Source organism: Sinomonas sp. R1AF57 (assembly GCF_002224485.1).
GTDB classification, from domain to species: domain Bacteria; phylum Actinomycetota; class Actinomycetes; order Actinomycetales; family Micrococcaceae; genus Sinomonas; species Sinomonas flava.
The window spans coordinates 237441-257515 of the sequence record NZ_CP022463.1 but is presented as its reverse complement, the minus strand read 5'-3'; the positions used below and the strand labels follow the sequence as shown (position 1 = coordinate 257515).

At 71.4% G+C, this 20075-nt stretch carries 19 protein-coding genes and 3 riboswitches; of the genes, 9 read left to right on the top strand and 10 right to left on the bottom strand.

The genetic code is table 11. The features are described from left to right. Positions 1-1722 carry an LssY C-terminal domain-containing protein gene (locus CGQ25_RS01290; RefSeq protein ID WP_208711453.1) on the bottom strand — a complete coding sequence of 574 codons (1722 nt, stop codon included), beginning with the start codon at positions 1720-1722 and terminating at the stop codon, positions 1-3. A 111-nt stretch (positions 1723-1833) separates the two neighbouring features. Here CGQ25_RS01290 and CGQ25_RS01285 point away from each other — a divergent pair, with 111 nt between their 5' ends. Then, positions 1834-2322 carry a hypothetical protein gene (locus CGQ25_RS01285; protein WP_208711452.1) on the top strand — a complete coding sequence of 163 codons (489 nt, stop codon included), beginning with the start codon at positions 1834-1836 and terminating at the stop codon, positions 2320-2322. Between the two features lie 32 nt (positions 2323-2354). On the opposite strand, the gene CGQ25_RS01280 is transcribed toward CGQ25_RS01285, so the two are convergent. The 4 genes from CGQ25_RS01280 to CGQ25_RS01265 all read right to left on the bottom strand — a co-directional run bounded on the left by CGQ25_RS01280 (position 2355) and on the right by CGQ25_RS01265 (position 5332). Beyond that, positions 2355-2648: a DUF503 domain-containing protein gene (locus CGQ25_RS01280; protein WP_208711451.1), complete on the bottom strand. Its 294-nt coding sequence runs from the start codon at positions 2646-2648 to the stop codon at positions 2355-2357. Positions 2649-2731: 83 nt separating this feature from the next. Beyond that, entirely contained in the window at positions 2732-3715 is a 984-nt protein-coding gene (locus CGQ25_RS01275) for a hypothetical protein (RefSeq protein ID WP_255405489.1), read from the bottom strand. Between the two features lie 98 nt (positions 3716-3813). Next, positions 3814-4758, bottom strand: coding sequence for an oxygenase MpaB family protein (locus tag CGQ25_RS01270; RefSeq protein WP_208711450.1), 945 nt, complete (start codon positions 4756-4758; stop codon positions 3814-3816). Positions 4759-4849: 91 nt separating this feature from the next. Next, positions 4850-5332, bottom strand: coding sequence for a flavin reductase family protein (locus tag CGQ25_RS01265; protein WP_208711449.1), 483 nt, complete (start codon positions 5330-5332; stop codon positions 4850-4852). Positions 5333-5373: 41 nt separating this feature from the next. Continuing rightward, a riboswitch (SAM riboswitch) is annotated at positions 5374-5485 on the bottom strand. Between the two features lie 142 nt (positions 5486-5627). Beyond that, a riboswitch (SAM riboswitch) is annotated at positions 5628-5724 on the top strand. A 5-nt stretch (positions 5725-5729) separates the two neighbouring features. Here CGQ25_RS01265 and CGQ25_RS01260 point away from each other — a divergent pair. The 4 genes from CGQ25_RS01260 (at position 5730) to CGQ25_RS01245 (ending at position 10649) form a co-directional block, all read left to right on the top strand. Beyond that, positions 5730-6596: an ABC transporter ATP-binding protein gene (locus CGQ25_RS01260; RefSeq protein ID WP_369802267.1), complete on the top strand. Its 867-nt coding sequence runs from the start codon at positions 5730-5732 to the stop codon at positions 6594-6596. 50 nt (positions 6597-6646) lie between these two features. Continuing rightward, on the top strand, positions 6647-7702 hold the full coding sequence (locus CGQ25_RS01255; RefSeq protein WP_208711447.1) for an aliphatic sulfonate ABC transporter substrate-binding protein: 1056 nt from the start codon (positions 6647-6649) through the stop codon (positions 7700-7702). Between the two features lie 80 nt (positions 7703-7782). After that, positions 7783-8562 carry an ABC transporter permease gene (locus CGQ25_RS01250; protein ID WP_255405706.1) on the top strand — a complete coding sequence of 260 codons (780 nt, stop codon included), beginning with the start codon at positions 7783-7785 and terminating at the stop codon, positions 8560-8562. Next, positions 8538-10649 carry an acetate--CoA ligase gene (locus CGQ25_RS01245; RefSeq protein ID WP_208711445.1) on the top strand — a complete coding sequence of 704 codons (2112 nt, stop codon included), beginning with the start codon at positions 8538-8540 and terminating at the stop codon, positions 10647-10649. The genes CGQ25_RS01250 and CGQ25_RS01245 overlap by 25 nt, the downstream gene beginning before the upstream one ends. Positions 10650-10758: 109 nt before the next feature. Here CGQ25_RS01245 and CGQ25_RS01240 read toward each other — a convergent pair whose 3' ends face one another. From CGQ25_RS01240 to CGQ25_RS01225, 4 genes are all read right to left on the bottom strand, one after another. Next, a complete protein-coding gene (locus CGQ25_RS01240) occupies positions 10759-11493 on the bottom strand; it encodes an NADPH-dependent FMN reductase (RefSeq protein WP_208711444.1) in 735 nt (244 codons plus the stop codon). 95 nt (positions 11494-11588) lie between these two features. Further along, the gene (locus tag CGQ25_RS01235) at positions 11589-12764 is read right to left on the bottom strand and encodes a serine hydrolase (RefSeq protein WP_208711443.1); all 1176 of its coding nucleotides are present in this window, start codon (positions 12762-12764) and stop codon (positions 11589-11591) included. A 97-nt stretch (positions 12765-12861) separates the two neighbouring features. Then, a complete protein-coding gene (locus tag CGQ25_RS01230) occupies positions 12862-13701 on the bottom strand; it encodes an alpha/beta fold hydrolase (protein WP_255405488.1) in 840 nt (279 codons plus the stop codon). A 40-nt stretch (positions 13702-13741) separates the two neighbouring features. Beyond that, positions 13742-14176 (bottom strand): hypothetical protein, encoded by a 435-nt coding sequence (locus CGQ25_RS01225; RefSeq protein ID WP_208711442.1) that lies wholly within the window; start codon positions 14174-14176, stop codon positions 13742-13744. 93 nt (positions 14177-14269) lie between these two features. On the opposite strand from CGQ25_RS01225, the gene CGQ25_RS01220 reads away from it, so the two are divergent. Continuing rightward, the gene (locus CGQ25_RS01220) at positions 14270-15259 is read left to right on the top strand and encodes a helix-turn-helix domain-containing protein (RefSeq protein WP_208711441.1); all 990 of its coding nucleotides are present in this window, start codon (positions 14270-14272) and stop codon (positions 15257-15259) included. Between the two features lie 138 nt (positions 15260-15397). Here the strand turns inward: CGQ25_RS01220 and CGQ25_RS01215 are convergent, their stop codons facing one another. Further along, the gene (locus CGQ25_RS01215; RefSeq protein WP_255405487.1) at positions 15398-16627 is read right to left on the bottom strand and encodes an acyl-CoA dehydrogenase family protein; all 1230 of its coding nucleotides are present in this window, start codon (positions 16625-16627) and stop codon (positions 15398-15400) included. 128 nt (positions 16628-16755) lie between these two features. Continuing rightward, a riboswitch (SAM riboswitch) is annotated at positions 16756-16854 on the top strand. Positions 16855-16909: 55 nt separating this feature from the next. Between CGQ25_RS01215 and sfnG the strand changes: the two genes are divergently transcribed. Genes sfnG through CGQ25_RS01200 form a run of 3 tightly spaced genes read left to right on the top strand, consistent with a single transcriptional unit; the run spans position 16910 to position 19964 of the window. Continuing rightward, complete coding sequence (gene sfnG / locus CGQ25_RS01210; RefSeq protein WP_208711440.1) at positions 16910-18094, top strand: dimethylsulfone monooxygenase SfnG; 1185 nt, start codon at positions 16910-16912, stop codon at positions 18092-18094. Next, positions 18094-19461 (top strand): O-acetylhomoserine aminocarboxypropyltransferase/cysteine synthase family protein, encoded by a 1368-nt coding sequence (locus CGQ25_RS01205; protein WP_208711439.1) that lies wholly within the window; start codon positions 18094-18096, stop codon positions 19459-19461. The genes sfnG and CGQ25_RS01205 overlap by 1 nt, the downstream gene beginning before the upstream one ends. Beyond that, on the top strand, positions 19458-19964 hold the full coding sequence (locus tag CGQ25_RS01200; protein WP_208711438.1) for a CoA-binding protein: 507 nt from the start codon (positions 19458-19460) through the stop codon (positions 19962-19964). The genes CGQ25_RS01205 and CGQ25_RS01200 overlap by 4 nt, the downstream gene beginning before the upstream one ends. Positions 19965-20075: the final 111 nt, after the last annotated feature.

Below are 20075 nucleotides of genomic sequence, written 5' to 3'. Positions count from 1 at the left end.
TCAGCGCAGCACGATCAGCTGGGCCCTGCCGTCGGTGAAGAACTCGTCCCCGCTGCCGTTGTGGCCCATCTGGGGGTGCGTGAGCGCGACGAGCTGCTCCGGGTATCCGAGGGAGCCGATGATGTAGGCACGCTCGGCATCGATGTTCGGGTCGATGTGGTGGGTGGGCACCTTCGCCGTTCCGGCGAACTCGATCCCGTCGTCGAAGCTGGCCGTGCCCTCCCAGACGGGGCGGCCGTCGGGCGCCGTGTAGTCGGTGCGCCAGATGCGGGTGTGGTGGCGCTGGCGCAGCGAGTTCTCTGCGGTCGCCTTCTGGAACGCAAGGGACTCGGGGCGCCCCGCCACGAACGACGGCGTGACCGGGGCCGTGGCGTACTGGCCGCCCTGGATCCCCACGGCGAAGGCGCGCAGCGTGTTGGCGAACGTCGACGGCTCCGCACGGTCCCACCCGGCCGCCCCGAACGCCGCGAGGAGCTGGTCCTCGGAGCCGACGTAGATGAAGTTCGCCGGCTCCATCCGGTCGCCGGTGAGCGTCTCGCTGTAGAGCGGGAGCCGCGCGAACGACGCCGCGTCCAGCGCCGGCAGCGCCGTGGTGGGCCGCTGCGCGGGGTGCTCCTGCGGGTGGAGCAGCAGCGGCGCCGTCGTGAGCGCGAAGGCCACCCCCACGACGGGCACGACGGCGACCACGCGCCTCACGCTGACGGCCCGCCGCTGCCGGCCGATCAACGGGAAGCGGCCCGAGATCTCGAGGAAGCCGACGGCCGCGGCCAGGAGGGCCGCCCCGAACAGCATCCCGCCCCAGACGTCGCTCACGTGGTGCACGCCGAGGTACACGCGGCTCATCCCGACCAGCAGGACCACCGCGAGGTAGGCGGCGACGACCAGCGCCCGGGACGCCACTGAACCGTACGCCCGCACCAGCAGGTACACGAGGATCCCGTAGACCACCACTGCCCGCACGGTTTGGCCGCTCGGGAACCCCGGAGTCGTCACCACGAGCAGGGCCAGGGACTCGTCCGGGCGCTGCCGGTGGAGGATCTGCTGGACCAGATCCGTCAGGAGCTCCTGCGCCACGACGGCGCCGACCACCGCGGTGGCGAGGAAGCGGCGTCGGGCCTGCCACAGCACGAGCGCCGCAGCGGCCGTCATCAGGACCACGGTCTGCCAGTTCGCGAGCATCGTGGCGGCGGCGAAGAAGGCCGTCTCCCCCGGCGTGCGGACCTTGGGCATGAGATTCGCGATCCGCTCGTCGATGCGCGTCAGGACACCGCCGCTCACCACGGCGTAGGCCACGCCGAGGAAGTTCACGAACGGAACGGCCGCCACCACGACGACGCCCGTGAGCCACAGCCCCGACGCCCTGTCGCGGCGGAACCGATTCCGCAGCCACACCGCCCCCGGGGTGTTCGTAGCCCGGGCCCTGACCACATACTCGTTCGCGGCGAGGCCCTCCCAGGCCGACGCGGCGAGGGAGCGCAGCATCTCCGACGGCCGCGCGAGGGCACGCGCCACAGCCCAGAGGAAGACCGCGATGAAGACCGCCTCGAGGAACACGGCAGCGAGGAACAGCATGGGCGAGACGAACAGCGTCAGTGTGCGGACGGCGTAGAAGAAGACGACCATGAGCACGAGGGCCATCAGGGCCAGCGCCAGGTGCGGGGCCGCGCCGATCCTGTGCCTCGGCGCGCGCCGCACTGGTCCGCTTGCCACGTCAGACGCCATAGGCCGATTCTCCCCACTTTCCTGAAGGGTTCCTGCAGGCGGCCCGCGCGTCAGGGTGCGCTCAGGGTGAACCCCGAGGCGCACGGGCGGATCGGCGGGGATAATCGAACGGTGAGCACCCCCGGCAACGCCCCTCGGCGGAATCCGTACCGGGACCCGAGCGCCTACTGGCCCGACGGCGTCCCGCCCGGGAGCACGTCCGCCCGGGGATCGCGCGGGCTCGACGGCCTGGTCCCCGACGGCCAGGTCCCCGATGGCCAGCGCCACGGCGAGCTTGCGCGCAGGGGTGAGGCGTCGCCGTCGTCCGCGGAAGCCCGCCGCCGTGAGCCGCGGCAGCCCCGCCCGCCGAAGCCTGCCTCGCGGCTGGCGACGTTCCTCGGGGCCCTGTCCTTGGGCTTCGGCATCATGGCCTTCTCGCTCGGGTTCATCCCCTCGTGGTTCGGCGCGGTCCTTGCCGCCGGGCCGCTCACGGCATCGGTCTTCGCAGCCTGGGGCTCGTTCGCGCGGTCGAAGGCGCGGGCCGCGCGGATCTCCGCGATGGCGATTGCCGGCGTGGCGCTCAGCGCGCTGCACGTGGCACTGCTGATGTTCGTGCGCTGACTGCTGACTGCGGCGCTCAGTCCTTGCGGCGCTCAGTCCTCGCTGTGCAGGTCGCGGCGGCGCGCGCTGAGGAGATCGACCTCCGGCCGGCCCGCGACGAGGCGTTCGACGCCGTCGAGCACCTCGAGCGCGTGGGCCCGGTCCCCCGAAACGATCCCCGCGCCGATGCGGGCGCGCCGGTACAGGTCGTGTTCGCCCACCTCCGCGACGGACACGTCGAAGCGGCGCCGCACCTCGGCGACGATGGGCCGGACCACCGAGCGCTTCTCCTTGAGGGTGTGCACGTCGCCGAGGAGCAGGTCGAGCTCGATCCACGCGATCCACATGCGCCCATTCTCTCCCCTCCCCATTTCCCGTTCCCCTCCATCGACTGCTCCGTAAGTGTCGGTTTGAGCGCTCATCGCGACACTTACGGAGCAGTCGATGAAGGGGTGGAGGCACCGGCGGAGGCGTTGCCGGGGCGCCAGCCCCTGAGGAAGAGGGCCGTCCGGACCTTCGCGACGGCCGCCTTGGCGTCGTTGGCCATGTGGCGCTTGGAGATCCTCACCTCGGCCCAGCCGACATCGTCATAGCTCTCGGAACGGGCGATGTCCCGCACGATCTGCGGCTCCGTCCCGTGGTGCTCGCCCTCGTACTCGACTCCGACGCCGTACTCGGGGTAGCCGATGTCCGGCTTCGGGCCGCGCTGCCCACGGCTTCCCACAATCCGGGCGTTGAGCACCGGTTCCGGAAGGCCCGCGCGCAGCAGGGCGAGCCGCAGCGCCGTCTCCTGCGGCGAATCCGAGCCGACCCGGATCAGCCCGAGGGCCAGCCGCGCCTTGCGGACCCCGCGTTTGCCGCGGTGCCGCGCGACGATGTCCCGCAGGGCTTCCAGCGTGCAGTGCGGCTCCTCGCGGCCCTCCAGCTCGGGATACGGGATCCTGACGCACGCGTCGCCCACGGCGACCAGCTCGTCCAGCGTGATCCGTTCAGCCAGGTCGAGCCATGTCCGGGCGGGGGTCGTGACCGGAACACCTCCGACGCGCGTGATCTCGCCGGGCAGGAGCTTCGCCCGGTGCACGACGACGTGCGGCCGCTTCAGGTGCGCTGCCCCCTCGGGCCGGATCACGTGGAAGACCTCGTCCTCGCCCCGCACCCGCTTCCGGGTGGGAAGGCCGTGGAGCTCTGCGGCCGTCGAGTGGGACGCCGCACACTGCTCGTTGACCTCGACGAACGGGCGGACCCGCGCGCCCAAGGCGAGCGCCGCCGTCGTGCCCTGCCCCCTGATCCCGCGGCCCATGAGCCTGAGGCTCCGGTGTCGCAGCCTGCCCTTGCTGACTCCGGCATGGGCGGCCTCGGCCACTGTGAAGGGCCGGCCGGAGAGCTGCTGGGGGAGACGACGCGGGGTCTTCATGCCCTCATGAGAGCAGAATCCGGACGAGGCGGCAGAAATTATCCACACCCCCTCATCGACTGCTCCGCAAGTGTCGTTCTGAGGCCCCAGAACGACACTTACGGAGCAGTCGATGGACCGGGGAGGACGCCGAGGCGCGCCAGACGACGGCGCGCGGCCGCCTCACTCGGCGACATCGGGTCGAGGGCCCGACCCACGACGGCGAGGGTCGCCTTCGCGGCGCCCGTCACCGGGAGCGGCACCGGCCCGAGGCGGGGGCGCTCGAGCCCGAGCAGGTCCAGGTGCCGCTGGGGCATCTCCGACACCACCGCGTTGAACAGCACGGCGTAGCCCGGGCGCAGCAGCGGGTCGAGCGGCGGCCGGCGCAGGAACGAGACCACATCGGCGAGGCGCGGCCCGCCGGCAAGCTGCCCGGCGGCGTCGTACGCCTCCATCCGTTCGACGAGGGCGGACGCGGTGCGCGGCGGGTCGGCCACGCCCATGAGCTCCCCGGCCACGGCCCACTCCCCCACGTAGCGGTCCGCGCCTCCGGGAACCGGCCCGGCGAGCGATTCGTACGCGCGCAGGAACGCATCCGTGAAGGCGAGGTGGACCCATTCGGCCAGGGTGGGGTCATTGGCGGAGTAGTGCTCGTGCGTGCCGTGGCCCGTGACGAACTCCCCCTCCACGGGCACGTGCCGCTTCCGCACCCACGCGCACGCACGGCGGGCGGCCGCGGTGTCCCCGTAGGTGACGGTGAAGATCCAGCGGATCGTGCCGGCGAGCCGTGCAAGGGGGTCGGCGCGGTAGTTCGAGTGCTCCACGACGCCGGCGAGCACACCCGGGTGCAGGGCCTGCGTGAGCAGGGCGCGGATGCCGGCGGCGATGGGCGTCATGCCGCCGTGGACGGCCCAGACCGCGGAGTCAGGCGCGAAGTACCCCGCGTCGTCGCCCTCCTCGAGGGCTTCCTCCCAGGCCAGGTTCCCCTCGGACTGGCCGGAGAAGGTCGTCAGGAGGCGGCGCCGCAACGGGCCGATGAGCGTGTCGTTGAGACCGGTGGTCACCCACCCAGCGTACCGGCGGGTTGGCTGGCCGGGGCCCCCTCCGGTCAAGGGAGCCGGGGCCCCGGCTGCCTAGCGCTGATGCGCCGTCGGTCTACTTTGCCCAGTACACGTGGTTGGTCAGGGGGACGAACTCCTCCGGATCCGAGACGCTGACCACCTCGCCGATCAGGATGACGTGGTCCCCCGCGTCCACCCGCTGCCAGAGGCGACACTCGAGGTGCGGGACGTCGTCGGCCACAATCGGCGAGCCCAGCGTCCCGGGCTCCCAGGCCAGTCCCGCGAACTTGTCCGTCCCCTTCGCCGCGAACCGCGCCACGAGGTCCCGGTGGGACTCGGACAGGATGTGCACGGCGTAGTTGTCGGTGCGGTTCCAGATCTCGAATGAGCTCGACTTCTTGTCCACCGCCCACGAGACGAGCGGCGGGTCGAGGCTGATCGACGTGAACGAGTTGCTCACGAGGCCTGCGATCGCGCCGCCGTCCGAGGTGGTGATGACGGCGATGCCCGTGGCCCAGTGCCCCATGGCGCGGCGCAGGTCCGCGCCCGTCACGAGGTCGAGGGGTGTCGCTGTCATGGGCTCCTCCAGCTAGTCGGCCGGACGCCCACGGTTCGCAGGCGCCGTACTTGCCGCGGATGGCCACCGCGGCCGGATCTTCATCTGGGGCACCCCACTACGGGAGAGGGTTGCCGCCCGGCCAGCCAGAGCTTCGCGCCGGGACTCTTGATCCTGTCCTTCACAGTACGGAAGGAATCCACCGGTCGTCCAACGTATCCGCGAGCGGTGGAAACACGCGGACACATTGTCATTTGTTACGCGCACCCAGACGTCTGGTTTTGCACGGCGGGCGTTCTTTACGTGAAATGTGAAGTGACCATCCCGAGCGGCCGAGAGATCTGGCTCCGTGACGCCGCAGCAACCATGGCCCCCGCAGGGGCCACAGGTGCTACCGCCAGAACCGATGGAGATGCACATGCCTTCTGCCCTGGCCCAGCCGACTTCCGAGGCCACCCACCGCGGTTCCGCCCTCGCCGCGCCCCGCGCCGCCTCGCTGGAGTTCCGCGGCGTCGCCCAGTCCTTCGCCGCCCGCCGCGGCCGGGACACCGGGACGGGCGCGCACGACGGCGTGACTTACGTCCTGCGCGACGTCGACCTCGCGCTCGCCCCGGGTGAGATCGTGGCCCTGCTGGGCCCGAGCGGCTCGGGAAAGTCCACGCTGCTGCGCATCGCCGCCGGGCTCGACGCGCCCGCGGCCGGGGAACTGCTCGTGGGCGGCCAGCCGAGCAGCGGCATCTCGCCCCTGTGCGCGGTCGGCTTCCAGGAGCCCCGGCTCCTGCCCTGGCTGAGCGTGCACGACAATGTGGCCCTGGGCCTGCCCAAGGGGACCGAGAAGCGCGAGGGGCGCGCCGCCGTCGACCGCCTCCTGTCCCTCGTGGGCCTGACCCACTGCGCGGCGTACCGCCCGGGCGAGATCTCCGGCGGCATGGCCCAGCGGGCCTCGCTGGCCCGTGCCCTGGCCCGGCGCCCCGGCGTGCTGCTCCTGGACGAGCCGTTCGGCGCCCTCGATGCGCTCACCCGGCTGAAGATGCAGGACCTCCTCCTGCACGTCCACGAGGCCGAGCCCACCACGGTCCTGCTCGTGACCCACGACGTCGACGAGGCGCTCCAGCTCGCCGACCGCGTGGTGGTGCTCGGCTCCGAGGACGGCGTGCCCGGCGCGACGATCCAGCACGTCCTCGACGTCCCGGGCGAGCGCCCGCGCGACCGCGCCGACGCCGAACTCGCCCGCCTCCGCGGCACCCTCCTGTCCACGCTCGGCGTGGACACGCACCACCACTGACCCTCCCCCGCACGTCCACCCGCACCCGCACCCGCATGAAGAGGTTCCCCATGCCTGCCCTGAACCAGTCCCGCACCGCCGCCCGCACCGCTGCGTCCCGCACCGCCGCGTCCCGCCGCTCCTTCCTCGCCCTCGGCCTCGGCGCCGCCGCCCTGGGCCTGAGCGCGTGCGCCGGCGAAGGCTCCGGCGGCTCGGCGCCCGCGGCGAAGGCGGCCGGGACGCTGAACATCGACTGGGCCACCTACAACCCGCTGTCCATCGTCATCAAGGAGAAGGGCTGGCTCGAGGAGGCCCTCAAGCCCTCGGGCGTGGGCGTGAACTGGGTCCAGTCCGCCGGATCGAACAAGGCCAACGAGGCCCTGCGCGCCGGGGCGATCGACGTCGGATCCACCGCCGGCTCCGCGGCGCTCCTGGCCCGCGCGAACGGCTCGCCGATCAAGGCGATCAGCCTCTACTCCCAGCCCGAATGGGCCGCGCTCGTGGTCGGCAAGGACTCGAAGATCGCCTCCGTCGCGGACCTCAGGGGCAAGCAGGTCGCCGCGACCAAGGGCACGGACCCCTACTTCTTCCTCCTCCAGGCCCTCGAGGCCAACGGGCTCAAGCAGGCCGACGTCACGGTCCAGAACCTCCAGCACGCGGACGGCCGCACGGCCCTCGAGAACGGCTCCGTCGAGGCGTGGAGCGGCCTCGACCCGATCATGGCGGCCGCCGAGCAGAACGGCGCGAAGCTGCTCTACCGCAACATCGACTTCAACACCTACGGCTTCCTCAACGCCACCGAGTCCTTCCTCAAGGAGCGGCCGGAGCAGGCGCAGACGGTCGTGGACACCTACGAGAAGGCCCGCGGCTGGGCTGCGGCGAACCTCGAGGAGACCACCTCGATCCTCGCCAAGGCGGCCAACATCTCCGATGCGGTGGCCGGGAAGGTCATCAAGGAGCGCACCCGGCTGGCCATCAACCCGGTCCCGGGCGAGACGCAGCTGGCGGTGCTGAAGAAGGTCGGCCCGATCTTCGTCGCCTCCGGGGACGTCTCCGGCCAGGACAAGATCGATGCGGCTCTCGCCTCGCTCCTCGAGCCGAGCTTCGCGTCCAAGGCAGCCAAGTGAGCACCGCCTCCTCCCGGAGCCAGCCCGAGGCTGAGGCGACGCACGACGCCGCGGAGGCGCCCGCCGTCGTGCGCGGCACCCTGCGCCGTGGTTCCCGGGGCGACGCGGCCAGCGGGCTCAAGCGCGCGGCGATCGGCGCCGTCGTGCCCCTGGTCCTGCTCGCGCTGTGGCAGTGGTCCACCTCGGCGGGGCTGTTCAGCGCCGTCCAGCTGCCGGCGCCGGGTGCGGTGCTCGCTGCGGGGGCGGAGCTCGCGGGCCGCGGGGAGCTGTGGCAGCACGTGGGCATCTCGACGCAGCGCGTCCTGCTCGGGTTCGTGATCGGCGGGGCGCTGGGGCTCGCGTTCGGCTCGCTCGTGGGGCTGTCGCAGTGGGCGGACCGGCTCCTCTCGCCGACGATCGGGGCGCTGCGCGCGGTCCCGTCGCTCGCGTGGGTGCCGCTGCTGATCCTGTGGCTCAAGATCGGGGAGAACTCGAAGGTCACGCTGATCGTGATCGGCGCGTTCTTCCCGGTGTTCACCACGGTGTACCTCGCGCTGCGCCACGTGGACCGGAAGCTGGTCGAGGCCGGGCGGGCGTTCGGGCTCACCGGCCTGCAGCTGCTGACCACGATCCAGCTGCCGGCCGTCGTGCCCGCGATCTTCTCGGGCCTGCGGCTAGCGCTCGCGCAGGCGTGGCTGTTCCTCGTCGCGGCGGAGCTCATTGCGTCCTCGATGGGCCTGGGCTTCCTCCTGACGGACTCGCAGAACAACGGACGGACCGACCGGCTGCTCCTGGCCATCGTGCTGCTGGCAGTCATCGGCAAGATCACCGACGCCCTGCTGGGCGTCGCCGAGAGATGGGCGGTGCGCCGGTGGGCGTGAGCATTGACGAGGCCGGCGTCCGCGCCGGCGGCCAGACGGGTTCGCGCCAGACGGGTTCGGGCCAGACGAGCCCCGGGCGCCTCGCCTTCTGGGAGGACGCCGCGCGGCGCCTCGAGTGGGCGCAGCCGTGGGAGCGCGCCCACACGTGGATCCCGGCGGACCTCGAGGCGAACGAGCCCCCGGTAATCCGCTGGTTCGAGGGCGGCCGGCTGAACGCGGCCGTGAACTGCGCCGACCGGCACGTCGCGGCTGGCCGCGGGGACAAGGTCGCGCTGCACTTCGAGGGCGAGCCCGGCGACCGCGTCACCGTGACCTACGCGGACCTGCAGCGGCGCGTCTCCCAGGCCGCGAACGCGCTGCTCGCACTGGGCATCGGCAAGGGCGACCGGGTGGTCATCTACCTGCCCGTGCTCGTCGAGACCGTGGTCATCACGCTCGCCTGCGCCCGCATCGGGGCCGTGCATTCGCTCGTGTTCGGCGGCTTCTCCGCCGAGGCGCTCCGCTTCCGGGTCGAGGACACGGACGCCAAACTGCTCGTCACCACGGACGGCCAGTACCGCCGCGGGAAGGCCGTGCCGGTCAAGGACAACGCCGACGCTGCGGTCCGCGGCGGGGCGGCCGGTGGGGACAACGCCGTCGAGCATGTCCTGGTGATCCGCCGGACCGGCTCCGAGATCGCGTGGACGCCCGGCCGCGACGTGTGGTGGCACGAGCTCGTCGACGCGCAGCCGGAGGTCCACGAGGCCGAGGCGTTCGACGCCGAGACGCCGCTGTTCATCATGTACACCTCGGGGACCACCGGGAAGCCGAAGGGCCTCGTCCACACGACCGGCGGCTACCTCACGCAGGCGTCGTGGAGCCACGAGTTCCTCTTCGCGAACCCGGACCCGGCGCTGCGCGAGAAGGACGTGCACTGGTGCACGGCCGACCTCGCGTGGGTCACGGCGCACACCTACGAGGTGTACGGCCCGCTCTCCAACGGCGTCACCCAGGTGATCTTCGAGGGCACGCCCAACACCCCGCACCCGGGCCGGCACTTCGAGATCATCCAGCGCTACGGCGTCACGAGCTACTACACCGCGCCCACGCTCGTCCGCTCTCTCATGGGCTGGTTCCCGGACGGCGTGCCTGCCGAGTACGACTTCTCGTCCATCCGCGTCCTCGGGACCGTGGGCGAGGCAGTGAACCCGGAGGCGTGGCGGTGGCTGCGCGAGAACATCGGGCGGGACTCCGGCGGCGACGTGCCGGGCGGCGTGCCGATGGTGGACACGTGGTGGCAGTCGGAGACGGGGGCGACCGTGCTCTCGCCGCGCCAGACGGACGCCGCGTTCAAGCCGGGGTGCGCCACGCGAGCGCTGCCGGGCCTCGCCACTGCGATCGTGGACGACGACGGCGCTCCCGTTCCGGCGGGCGTGCAGGGCTTCATCGTGGTCACCGAGACGGGGCCGGCGATGGCGCGCACGGTCTGGGGCAACCCGCAGCGGTACCTCGACTCGTACTGGCGCAAGTACGCCGGGCAGGGCTGGTTCCTCGCCGGGGACGGGGCGAAGTCCGACGCCGACGGGGACACGTGGATCCTCGGCCGGGTCGACGACGTGCTCAACGTCTCGGGCCACCGCCTCTCCACGATCGAGATCGAGTCGGCGCTCGTGTCCCACCCCGCCGTCGTCGAGGCGGGCGTGTGCCCCGTGGCGGATCCGACGACGGGGCACGCGGTGGCGGCGTTCGTCGTCGTGAATCCGGACGCGGTCCAGACGCTGGTTGACGCGGCGGTCCAGACGCGGGCTGACGCGGCGGTCCAGACGCGGGTTGACGCGGCGGTCCAGACGCGGATTGAGCGGAGTCGAAACCCCGATCCGGAGCAGGTCCTTGCCGACGCGCTGCGCGCCCACGTCGCGAAGGAGATCGGGCCGATCGCGAAGCCGCGCGATGTCGTCGTGGTCCCCGACGTCCCGAAGACGCGCTCGGGCAAGATCATGCGCCGCCTGCTCACGCAGCTCTTCGAGGGCAGCACGCTCGGGGACACGACGAGCCTGCAGAACGAGCCGTGCATCGCGGAGATCGAGAAGGTCCTCGCGGCGCGGTAGCGGACCCACAACAAACGGGACGGGACCCCGCAGCGTTGTAGGGTCTCGTCCCTACCGTTGCGGGGTCCCGTCCCTACCGTTGCGGGGTCCCGTCCCTACCGTTGCGGGGTCAGACCGCGACGGCCTCGAACTCGCCCGCGCGGACCTTGGCGAATGCGACGGTCCAGGCCACGAGCTGGTCCAGCATCGGGTCCACCGAGGCGGCCTGCTGCTCGGTCGGGGTGAAGACGGAGAAGTCCTTGAAGTCCGTGAAGAGCGAGAACATGCCGGTCTTCTGCACGTGAGCCACCTGCAGCTCGGACAGGATGCCGCGCAGGTGCTCGACGGCGCGCGCGCCCATCGCCGAGCCGTAGCCGACGATGCCCGCGGCCTTGTTTGCGAACTCGGCGTTGAGGAAGCTCAGCGCGTTGGCGAGGGCCGGCGTCGTCGAGTGGTTGTACTCCGCGGTGACGAACACGTAGCCGTCGAACTCGGCGATCTTCGCGGCCCAGGCCTTGGTGCGCTCGCCCTGGTAGTTGCCGTACGCGGCCGGGAAGGCCTCGTCGAGCAGCGGGAGGTTGAACGAGTCGATGTCCACGAGCTCGTACACCGCGTCGCCGCGCTGGCCCGCGCGGGCCACGAGCCACTCGGCCACCTGGAGGTTGTTGCGGCCCGGGCGGGTGCTGCCCGTCACCACGGCGATTCGGGGCGCACCGGCGCGCACGACGGCGCCGGGGACCTCGGCGGGGACGGTCGCCGGGGTTTCCGCCACCTCGGCAGACGGGGCGGCCTCGACGACGGGCGCGTCAGCGCGGTGGGCAGCGGCGGAGTCGGACTTGCCGAAGAGCTTGGAGAACCAGGACATGATGCCTCGCAGGAGAGTAGTTGATGTTTCAACGATTACTCTACGCTGTCGTAGTTGACGCATCAAGTTCTTGTTGGCGAGGTCATAGCGCCGCCTCAGGACTGGCAGAGGCGATCCAGCGTCTCGTTCAGTGACGACTCGACCTGCTCCCCGTAGAGCTCCCTCTGGCGTGCGGTGTCGGGATCTTCGAGGTCGGTCGCGACGGGCTTGACCGAGACACTCATGGCCGCCTGGTACCTGCCGTCGTCGCTCGCCACCGCCACCGTCACGGTGTGCCAGAAGGCACCGCGGCTCTCGTAGCGATCATTCGTCGAGCAGCCGGAGTGCACCCACAGCCCGAGTGCGTACGGGAGCCCCGGCCTCGGGCTCTTCTCCATCTCCGCCAGAGACGGCGCGGAGACGAGCCTGCCCTGGAACAGCGCGCCGAAGAAGGTGTTCACGTCTGCCATGCTGGAGACCGCTCCGTTGTACGGCATTCCAGCGGAGAACGTGTTGTCGCTGAGATCGATCCGTTCGCCGCGCAACGTCACATAACCGTGGAGGAGATCGGCCGCGTGGACATCGGCCCGGCCCATGCTGGTCTTCGAGAGCCCGAACGGTGAGATCACCTCGTCCCGCAGGACATCAGCGAAGGGACGGTGCCGGAGCGTCTGGACGAGCAGCCCGAGTGCAGCGTAGTTGGTGTCCGAATAGCGGAACCCTCCGACGTCGGCGGCGGTCCACGGGAGGGTGCCCGCCAGTTCGAGCGCGCGCTCCATGGTCATCGGCCGGTCGAGCAGTGGCCTGAAGTCGGGGTCGCCGGGAAGCGCGTCGTTGAAGTCTGGGAGGCCGGAGGTGTGGCTCAGCAGCTGCCGCACGGTGATCGGGCCCGGAGGCTTCAGCGAGGTGGTGAAGCCCGGGATCACGTCGTTCACGGGGCTGTCGAGGCCGATCAGCCCGTCATCGACGAGCTTGAGCACGGTCACCGCGGTCATGGACGCCGTGACGGCGGCTACCTGCACGCGGTCATCCGGCTGGGCTGGCGTCTTCGTGTCGAGGTCGCGGACCCCGTAGGCCCGCGACCACTCTCCCCCGGGCCAGCGGACCTGCACGACGGCGGCCACGGCACCGTTGTCGATGAGCAGCCTGGCCTGGCTGTCCAGCGAGTCCATCGGGCCGGGCGCGGGAGCGGGCGGCGCCGGGTCCGGAGCAGCGTACGCGCAGCCCGAGAGCGAGAGGAAGAGTGCGAGCACAGCCGCTGCGCGCCGTCGTGCGCCATGCTGGGGTCCCATGCCGGTGCTCTCTCAGTCGTGGGGGACGTGGAGTCGACCGCCCGCGGCGCCGCACCCGGTCAAGCGCCTCCCGGCGTCGCTGCCCAGCACTCACATTTTAGACCCGCCCCACCGTGTGGGCGGGGCCGGGGTGTGCCCGGATCCACCGCCGGATCTTGGTGTTGAAGGCGTCGGGCTCCTCGAGGAAGGTCAGGTGCCCGGCGCCCGGGATGACGGCGAGCTGGGCCTGCGGGATGGCCTCCCGCATCGCCTCGCCGACCGCCACCGGCGAGCGGACGTCCTTCGATCCGTAGAGGAGGAGGGTGGGGACCGAAACCGTCGGAAGCACGGGGCGGTGGTCTGCGCGCCCGGCCAGCTCGAGCAGTGACCGCATCCCCGTAGGCCGGAAGTCCGCCATGACCCTGGAGACGAGGTCGACGGCCTCGGGCGGCGCATGCTCGCTGAAGAGCGTCGGAAGCCATGCAGGGATGACCTCGGCGGCGGGCTTCTCGAGCTCGGCGAGGACCTGGGAGTACCGGCGCTCTACCTCCTCGGCGGGCAGCGACCCGGCCCACCCGGCGTAGGCCGAGGCGAGGATCAGCGTCGCGGCCGCGGACGGCGCCACCCGCACGAGGTCCAGCGCGACCGTGGAGCCGAACGACAGGCCCAGCACATGGGGCTTGGTCGCGCCCGTGAGCCCGAGCCCCGTCAGGAAGTCTGCGAGGACCGCGCCGAGGCTCCCGGTGAAGCCACCGGGAAGGTCGTCCGAGCCGCCGCAGCCGGGGGTGTCCCAGGCGATGACGGTGAACTCGTCGGCGAGGCCCGCGAGCTGGTACTGCCAGATGCGGCTGTCCTCGTACGCCCCGTGCAGCAGGACGAGCGGCGGGCCGTTCCCCGCCCGGCGGTACGCCACGCGGAGGCCGTCCACGTCCACGCCCTGCAGCTCTGGAACGTCCATGCCGCAAGGGTGCGGCCCCAACGCGCTGCGGTCAACGGCCTCAGGCGAACGGGGTCGGGGCGACACCGGCGCGCAGCATAGCGGCCGAATCCTCGTCCCGGCGGGCGCGGAGGCGCGCATCGACCTCGGCCGCCGCGCCGAACTGCCCCGCGAGCCACGCCCACGCCCGGTGGAAGCGGCGGCGCAGCGCCGAGAAGTCGGGCAGTCCGAGGAGGTCGCCGGAGTGGTCCGGAAGCGTCGTCGGCGCGACGAGGGGCCGGTCAGCGCGGCGGGGAGCCCGCGGTGCGTCAGGCTCCGCGAGCGGCAGGCGGGGGGACGACGGCGGGTTCCCGACCGGCGTCGCGCGCTCACCCGCGAGCGGCCCTCCGGCGTCGCGATGCGGGTCGCGGACGGGCCGACGCGTAGTGGGGCGGAGCGGATGCAGGGTCCGGTCGAGCGGTTCGGTGGAGTGCTGGGTGCGGGTGTTCGTTGCCATGCCCACGAGTGTGCGCCGCACTCCCGGCGGCCGAAACGATTCGGCGTTCACCGAATCCTCGCCCTGAGGGGCGTGCGTTCCTACGCTGGATCCATGTTCATCACGCTCACGCACGAGGACCTCACGAGGGTCCGCTTCGAGGCGTCACCGCTGTGGGAGACGGTCACGAGCCTGCGGGCCCTGCAGGCGGGGACGCCCCTGCACCGGCCGTGGGTCACCGAGGCACGCCGCCGCATCACGGGCAGCGGCGACCCCCTCGCGCGCGAGCACCTGCGCCTGCTCACCACGCTCGTGCAGCCGCAGGGCTTCATCGCCGACTCGCTCACGCCCACGCCCGAGCGGGGGGACTCGTTCGCCGACGCGCTCGATGCCGTCGCCGCAGTCCCGGGCGAGCTGTGGCTGCGCGACCTCGGCTACCTCGAGCGCCGCAAGCCGACGGGGACCATCCTGGCCACGCTCGAGGAGCTCCGCGCAGACATCGACGCCGCCGTGCCCCGGATCGTCGCGGCGCTGCGCTGGTACTGGGCGACCGCCGTCGAGCCCTACTGGCCGAGGCTGCGCTCGGTCCTGCTCGCGGACATCGACTCCCGGCTCGAGGAGCTCTCGCACCACGGCATCCAGGAGGTCTTCAAGACGCTCCACCCGAGCGTGCGGCCCACCGAGACGGGCCTCGAGATCACGCGCGGCTGCGAGGCCACGGACCTGCCCGAGCCGGGCCGCGGCCTTATCCTCGTGCCCAACGCGTTCGTGTGGCCGAACACGCTCGTGCTCAACATCGCCCCGTTCGTGCCGACCATCACCTACGCTCCCCGCGGCGTCGGGCGGCTGTGGGAGGCGACGCGCGAGACGCGCGAGTCCCCCATCTCGCGGTTGCTCGGGCGCACCCGGGCGCAGATCCTGGCCCAGCTCGACGTCCCGATGACGACGACGCAGCTCGCCTGCGCGCTCGACCTCGCCGCCGGGACGGTCAACGCGCACCTCAAGGTGCTCGCGGAGTCGGGGCTGACCGAGCCGGTGCGCGCCGGGCGGGAGGTGTTCTACCAGCGTGGCCGTGTGGGCGAGGAGCTCTTGGCCCGCGCCTGATCCTGTTGCGGGGTCATGTCCCTGCCTTGAGGGGTCATATCTCTAGAGAGCGGATTCCTGTTCTTAGAGACATGACCCCTCAACCTCCGGACCGGGGGCCTGAGAGGCTAGGGATGTGACCCCGCAACGAGGGGCTAGCTAGCCGGCGGAGGCTGGGACCCCGGCCGTCGCCTCGCCGATGCTGTGCAGCGCGACCGGGGACACGCCGTTGACGAACCAGTCCCCCAGCCCGCGCGCCTTGAACGCGACGGGGTTGTGCGTCGCGACGGTGCGCGCGTTGCGCCAGTGGCGGTCCAGCGCCTTCCCCCGGGACACCGCGGAGGCGCCGGCCGTGTCGAAGAGCTGCTGCGCGGCGTCGATCACCAGCGGCGGCACGGCCACCTGGGCGAGGTCGACGGCGACCGCTCCCCGCGCGTAGCGGTCCTCGGCGCTCGCGTCGGGTCCCAGCGCGAGGGCGTCGTCGAGCTCGCGGGCGGCCGCCAGCACCGACGACTCCGCAGCGAAAGACTTCGCGGCGAGCTGCCCCACGAGGTTCAGGATGAGCGGGTCCTCGCGGAACAGCTGGCCCGAGCCCGTGGAGAACGTGCGGGTCCGCTTCGCGACGAGCGACGACGCGTCCCGCACCACGGCCTTGCCGATCCCGGCGAGCACGGACAGGAGCATGAGCTGCAGGAACGCCGGCTCGTGGGTGGTGGACTCGGTGCGCGGCACGGTGTCCTCGGCGGGGATCGGGACCTCGCGGAACAGGGCCGTCCCCGTCCCGGTCATCTGCTGGCCGAACCCGTCCCAGTCGTCGCGGATCTCGACGCCGGCGTGCCGGGTCGGGGCGATCGCGTACAGCCGCGAGCTCCCGCCCTCGGGGGACGCCATCACGGCCACGTAGTCGGCGAAGATCGTCCCGGTCGTGTAGTACTTCTCGCCTGTGAGGAGGTACCCGCGGTCGTCCGCGGGCACGAGTCTGGTCGCGACCGTGCCGAGGGCGTTGCCGGACCGCTCGGTCGCGGCGTTGCCGAAGATCACGCCGTCGACGACGCGGCCGAACCACCGCGCGCGGAACGCGTCGTCCTGGAGGGAGATCGTCTCGACGAACGCGAAGTGGGAGCGCAGCAGGTGCGCCACCGACGAGTCCGCGGCGGCGAGGTCGATGAGCAGGCGCACGAGGGTCTCGACGGAGGCCCCGAAGCCCCCATATGCGACCGGAACCCGGAGGCGGCCGAACCCGGCCTCCTTGAGCCACTCGACCTGCTCGAACGGCAGCGTGCGGCCCAGTTCGCGCTCCAAGGCACCCTCGGCAATGCGGTCGAAGACCGGTGCGAAGCGCTCGGCGAGCTCGGCGTACGAGGCACCGCCCGGCGTCGTGCGTCCCATGTGTGCATCCCCTCTCCGGCGGGCCATCGGCGGGCGCACGCCGTCGAACAGTATTCGGCGCCGGCGGGCCGAGCGCGAGTGTGACGAAATAATTTGCCTCGTTACGGCCCCTCTGGCGACAATCGGAAGGACCATCCCGAGCGGCCGAGAGATCTGGATCTGTGACGCCGCAGCAACCCTGGCGCCGCAGACGGAGCCAAAGGTGCTACTGCCAGAAGCGATGGTGAGCGATCAGGCCACATCCTGCGCTGCACGTCGCGCCCGAGTTCCAAGGAGCGCAGCATGACCGACCACCGCATCGACTTCGAGACCCCGCTGAAGTTCGCGTACTGGGTGCCCAACGTCTCGGGCGGCCTCGTCGTCTCGACCATCGAGCAGCGCACCAACTGGGAGTTCGAGTACAACAAGAAGCTCGCCCGCATCGCGGAGGACTCCGGGTTCGAGTACGCCCTGACCCAGACCCGCTACGCCGCGAGCTACGGCGCGGACAAGCAGCACGAGGCGACGTCGTTCAGCCTCGCCCTCCTGGGCGCGACCGAACGGCTCAAGGTCATCTCCGCCGTGCACCCCGGCATGTGGCACCCGGGCGTGCTCGCGAAGTTCATCATCACCGCGGACCACCTCTCCGGCGGCCGGGCCGCCGTGAACATCGTCTCCGGCTGGCTCAAGGACGAGTTCGTGAACTTCGGCCTGCCGTGGCTCGAGCACGACGAGCGCTACGTGCGCACCGAGGAGTTCATCAACGTCCTCCGCGGACTGTGGACGCAGCAGGGCTACTCGCAGTCCGGGAAGTACTACAACATCACCGACTTCACGCTGAACCCGGCCCCGCTGGACATCCCCGGCCGCGCGCACCCGGAGATCTTCTTCGGCGGCAACTCGACGGCCGCGCAGGCCGCCGCGGGGCGCACCGCGGACTGGTACTTCTCCAACGGCCGCGACCTCGAGCCGTTCAAGGACAACATCCGCGGCGTCCTGGCCGCCGCCCAGACTGGCCGCACGGCCCCCGCCGCCCCGCGTTTCGGCCTCAACGGCTTCGTGATCGCCCGCGACACGGAGAAGGAGGCCCAGGACACCCTGCGCGAGATCATCGCCAAGGCGCACAAGCCGGCCGTCGAGGGCTTCGCCGCCGCCGTCAAGGAGGCCGGCCAGTCCACGAAGGACGGCAAGGGCATGTGGGAGGACTCGACCTTCGAGGACCTCGTCCAGTACAACGACGGCTTCCGCACCAAGCTCATCGGCACCCCGGAGCAGATCGCCGCGCGCATCGTCGAGTACAAGAAGATCGGCGTGAACCTGTTCCTCACGGGCTACCTGCACTTCCAGGAGGAGGTCGAGGCGTTCGGCCGCGACGTCCTCCCGATCGTCCGCGAGCTCGAGGCGGACCTGGCCCGGAGGAACGGCACGGAGCTGCGCACCGACCTGCTGCCGGTGACCGGCTTCCAGGCTGCCGGGGCGAACGCCTGATGGCCGAGCGCCAGTTCGGGTTCCGCACCCGGGCCCTGCACGCCGGCGGCACGCCCGACGCCGAGCACGGCGCCCGGGCCGTTCCGATCTACCAGTCCACCTCGTTCGTGTTCAAGGACTCGGACGACGCCGCGAACCTCTTCGCGCTGCAGAAGTACGGCAACATCTACTCGCGCATCGGCAACCCCACGGTCGCGGCGTTCGAGGAGCGCATCGCGTCCCTGGAAGGCGGCCTCGGGGCGGTCGCGACGAGCTCGGGCATGGCCGCGGAGTTCATCACGTTCGCCGCGCTGACCCAGGCCGGGGACCACATCGTCGCCTCCTCCAAGCTCTACGGCGGCACGATCACGCAGCTCGACGTGACCCTGCGCCGCTTCGGGGTCGAGACCACGTTCGTGGACTCGACGGACCCGGCCGCGTTCAAGGCCGCCCTGCGCGAGAACACGAAGGCCGTCTACACCGAGGTGGTGGCCAACCCCTCGGGCGACATCGCCGACGTCGCCGGCCTGGCCGCCGTCGCCCACGAGCACGGCATCCCGCTCGTGGTGGACTCCACGCTGACGCCGCCGTACATCTTCCGGCCGATCGAGCACGGCGCGGACATCGTGATCCATTCGGCCACGAAATTCCTCGGCGGCCACGGCACGACCCTCGGCGGCGTCGTCGTGGAGTCCGGGACGTTCAACTGGGCCAACGGCAAGTTCCCCTCGATGACCGAGCCGGTGCCGAGCTACGGCAACGTCACGTGGTGGGGCAACTTCGGCGAGTACGGCTTCCTCATGAAGCTGCGCTCCGAGCAGCTGCGCGACATCGGCCCGTCCCTGTCGCCGCAGTCCGCGTTCCAGCTCCTGCAGGGCGTCGAGACGCTCCCGCAGCGCATGGACGCGCACCTCGCCAACGCGAAGGCGGTCGCCGAGTGGCTCGAGGCCGATCCGCGCGTGACCTACGTGAACTACGCAGGCCTGCCCTCGCACCCGCAGCACGAGTTCGCCCAGGGCCTCCTGCCGCTCGGCGTCGGGAGCGTGTTCAGCTTCGGCGTGAAGGGCGGCCGCGAGGCCGGAGCCCGCTTCATCGAGGCCCTCCAGCTCGCGTCGCACCTGGCCAACATCGGCGACGCCCGCACGCTCGTGCTGCACCCGGCCTCGACCACGCACCAGCAGCTCTCCGCCGAGCAGCTCGTCGCGGCGGGCGTGCCCGGGGACCTCATCCGCTTCTCCGTGGGGCTCGAGGACGTCGAGGACATCATCTGGGACCTCGACCAGGCGCTGGCTGCCAGCCAGGAAGTGGACGAGCTTGAGGAGGAGTTCGCTGCACCGACGTACGACGGCGAGGCGTGCTCCCTGCCGCTGAAAGGGGGCGCCAAGTGAGCGCGACCGTTGAGACCGCGGACCGGACCTGGGTCGGCCCGACCGCCCCGGAGCGCCTGCAGATCCTGCGCGAGACCAAGTCCATCGCGATCGTCGGAGCGTCCGACAAGCCGAGCCGGGCGAGCTACTTCGTCGCGACGTACCTGCTCTCCTCCACGAAGTTCACCGTCTACTTCGTCAACCCGGCGCTGAAGACCATCCTCGGCCAGCCGGTCTACCCATCCCTCGCGGACCTGCCCGAGGCGCCGGACCTCGTCGAGGTGTTCCGCCGCCACGACGACATCCCCGGCGTCCTCGAGGAGGCCAAAGCTGTAGGCGCCAAGACGCTCTGGCTCCAGCTCGGCTCGTGGCACGAGCAGGTCGCGGCCGATGCCGAGGCGGCAGGCATGAACGTCGTGATGGACCGCTGCGTCAAGATCGAGCACGCCCGCTTCCACGGCGGCCTGCACCTCGCGGGCTTCAACACCGGGGTCATCTCGAGCAAGCGCCAGGTCCTGTCCTAGCGCCGTACTCACCGCACGCACGACGCCGGCCGGTCACCTTCCGCACAGAAGGCGACCGGCCGGCGTCGTGCTTAAGCACAGTGATGTGCGCCACGGAACAGGGCAAGATGG

Coding starts and splice junctions, on each gene's coding strand:
- CGQ25_RS01290 (WP_208711453.1), bottom strand. CDS start 1,722: ATGGCGTCTGACGTGGCAAGCGGACCAGTGCGGCGCGCGCCGAGGCAC.
- CGQ25_RS01280 (WP_208711451.1), bottom strand. CDS start 2,648: ATGTGGATCGCGTGGATCGAGCTCGACCTGCTCCTCGGCGACGTGCAC.
- CGQ25_RS01275 (WP_255405489.1), bottom strand. CDS start 3,715: ATGAAGACCCCGCGTCGTCTCCCCCAGCAGCTCTCCGGCCGGCCCTTC.
- CGQ25_RS01265 (WP_208711449.1), bottom strand. CDS start 5,332: ATGACAGCGACACCCCTCGACCTCGTGACGGGCGCGGACCTGCGCCGC.
- CGQ25_RS01260 (WP_369802267.1), top strand. CDS start 5,730: ATGCCTTCTGCCCTGGCCCAGCCGACTTCCGAGGCCACCCACCGCGGT.
- CGQ25_RS01255 (WP_208711447.1), top strand. CDS start 6,647: ATGCCTGCCCTGAACCAGTCCCGCACCGCCGCCCGCACCGCTGCGTCC.
- CGQ25_RS01245 (WP_208711445.1), top strand. CDS start 8,538: ATGGGCGGTGCGCCGGTGGGCGTGAGCATTGACGAGGCCGGCGTCCGC.
- CGQ25_RS01240 (WP_208711444.1), bottom strand. CDS start 11,493: ATGTCCTGGTTCTCCAAGCTCTTCGGCAAGTCCGACTCCGCCGCTGCC.
- CGQ25_RS01235 (WP_208711443.1), bottom strand. CDS start 12,764: ATGGGACCCCAGCATGGCGCACGACGGCGCGCAGCGGCTGTGCTCGCA.
- CGQ25_RS01230 (WP_255405488.1), bottom strand. CDS start 13,701: ATGGACGTTCCAGAGCTGCAGGGCGTGGACGTGGACGGCCTCCGCGTG.
- CGQ25_RS01225 (WP_208711442.1), bottom strand. CDS start 14,176: ATGGCAACGAACACCCGCACCCAGCACTCCACCGAACCGCTCGACCGG.
- CGQ25_RS01220 (WP_208711441.1), top strand. CDS start 14,270: ATGTTCATCACGCTCACGCACGAGGACCTCACGAGGGTCCGCTTCGAG.
- CGQ25_RS01215 (WP_255405487.1), bottom strand. CDS start 16,627: ATGGGACGCACGACGCCGGGCGGTGCCTCGTACGCCGAGCTCGCCGAG.
- sfnG (WP_208711440.1), top strand. CDS start 16,910: ATGACCGACCACCGCATCGACTTCGAGACCCCGCTGAAGTTCGCGTAC.
- CGQ25_RS01205 (WP_208711439.1), top strand. CDS start 18,094: ATGGCCGAGCGCCAGTTCGGGTTCCGCACCCGGGCCCTGCACGCCGGC.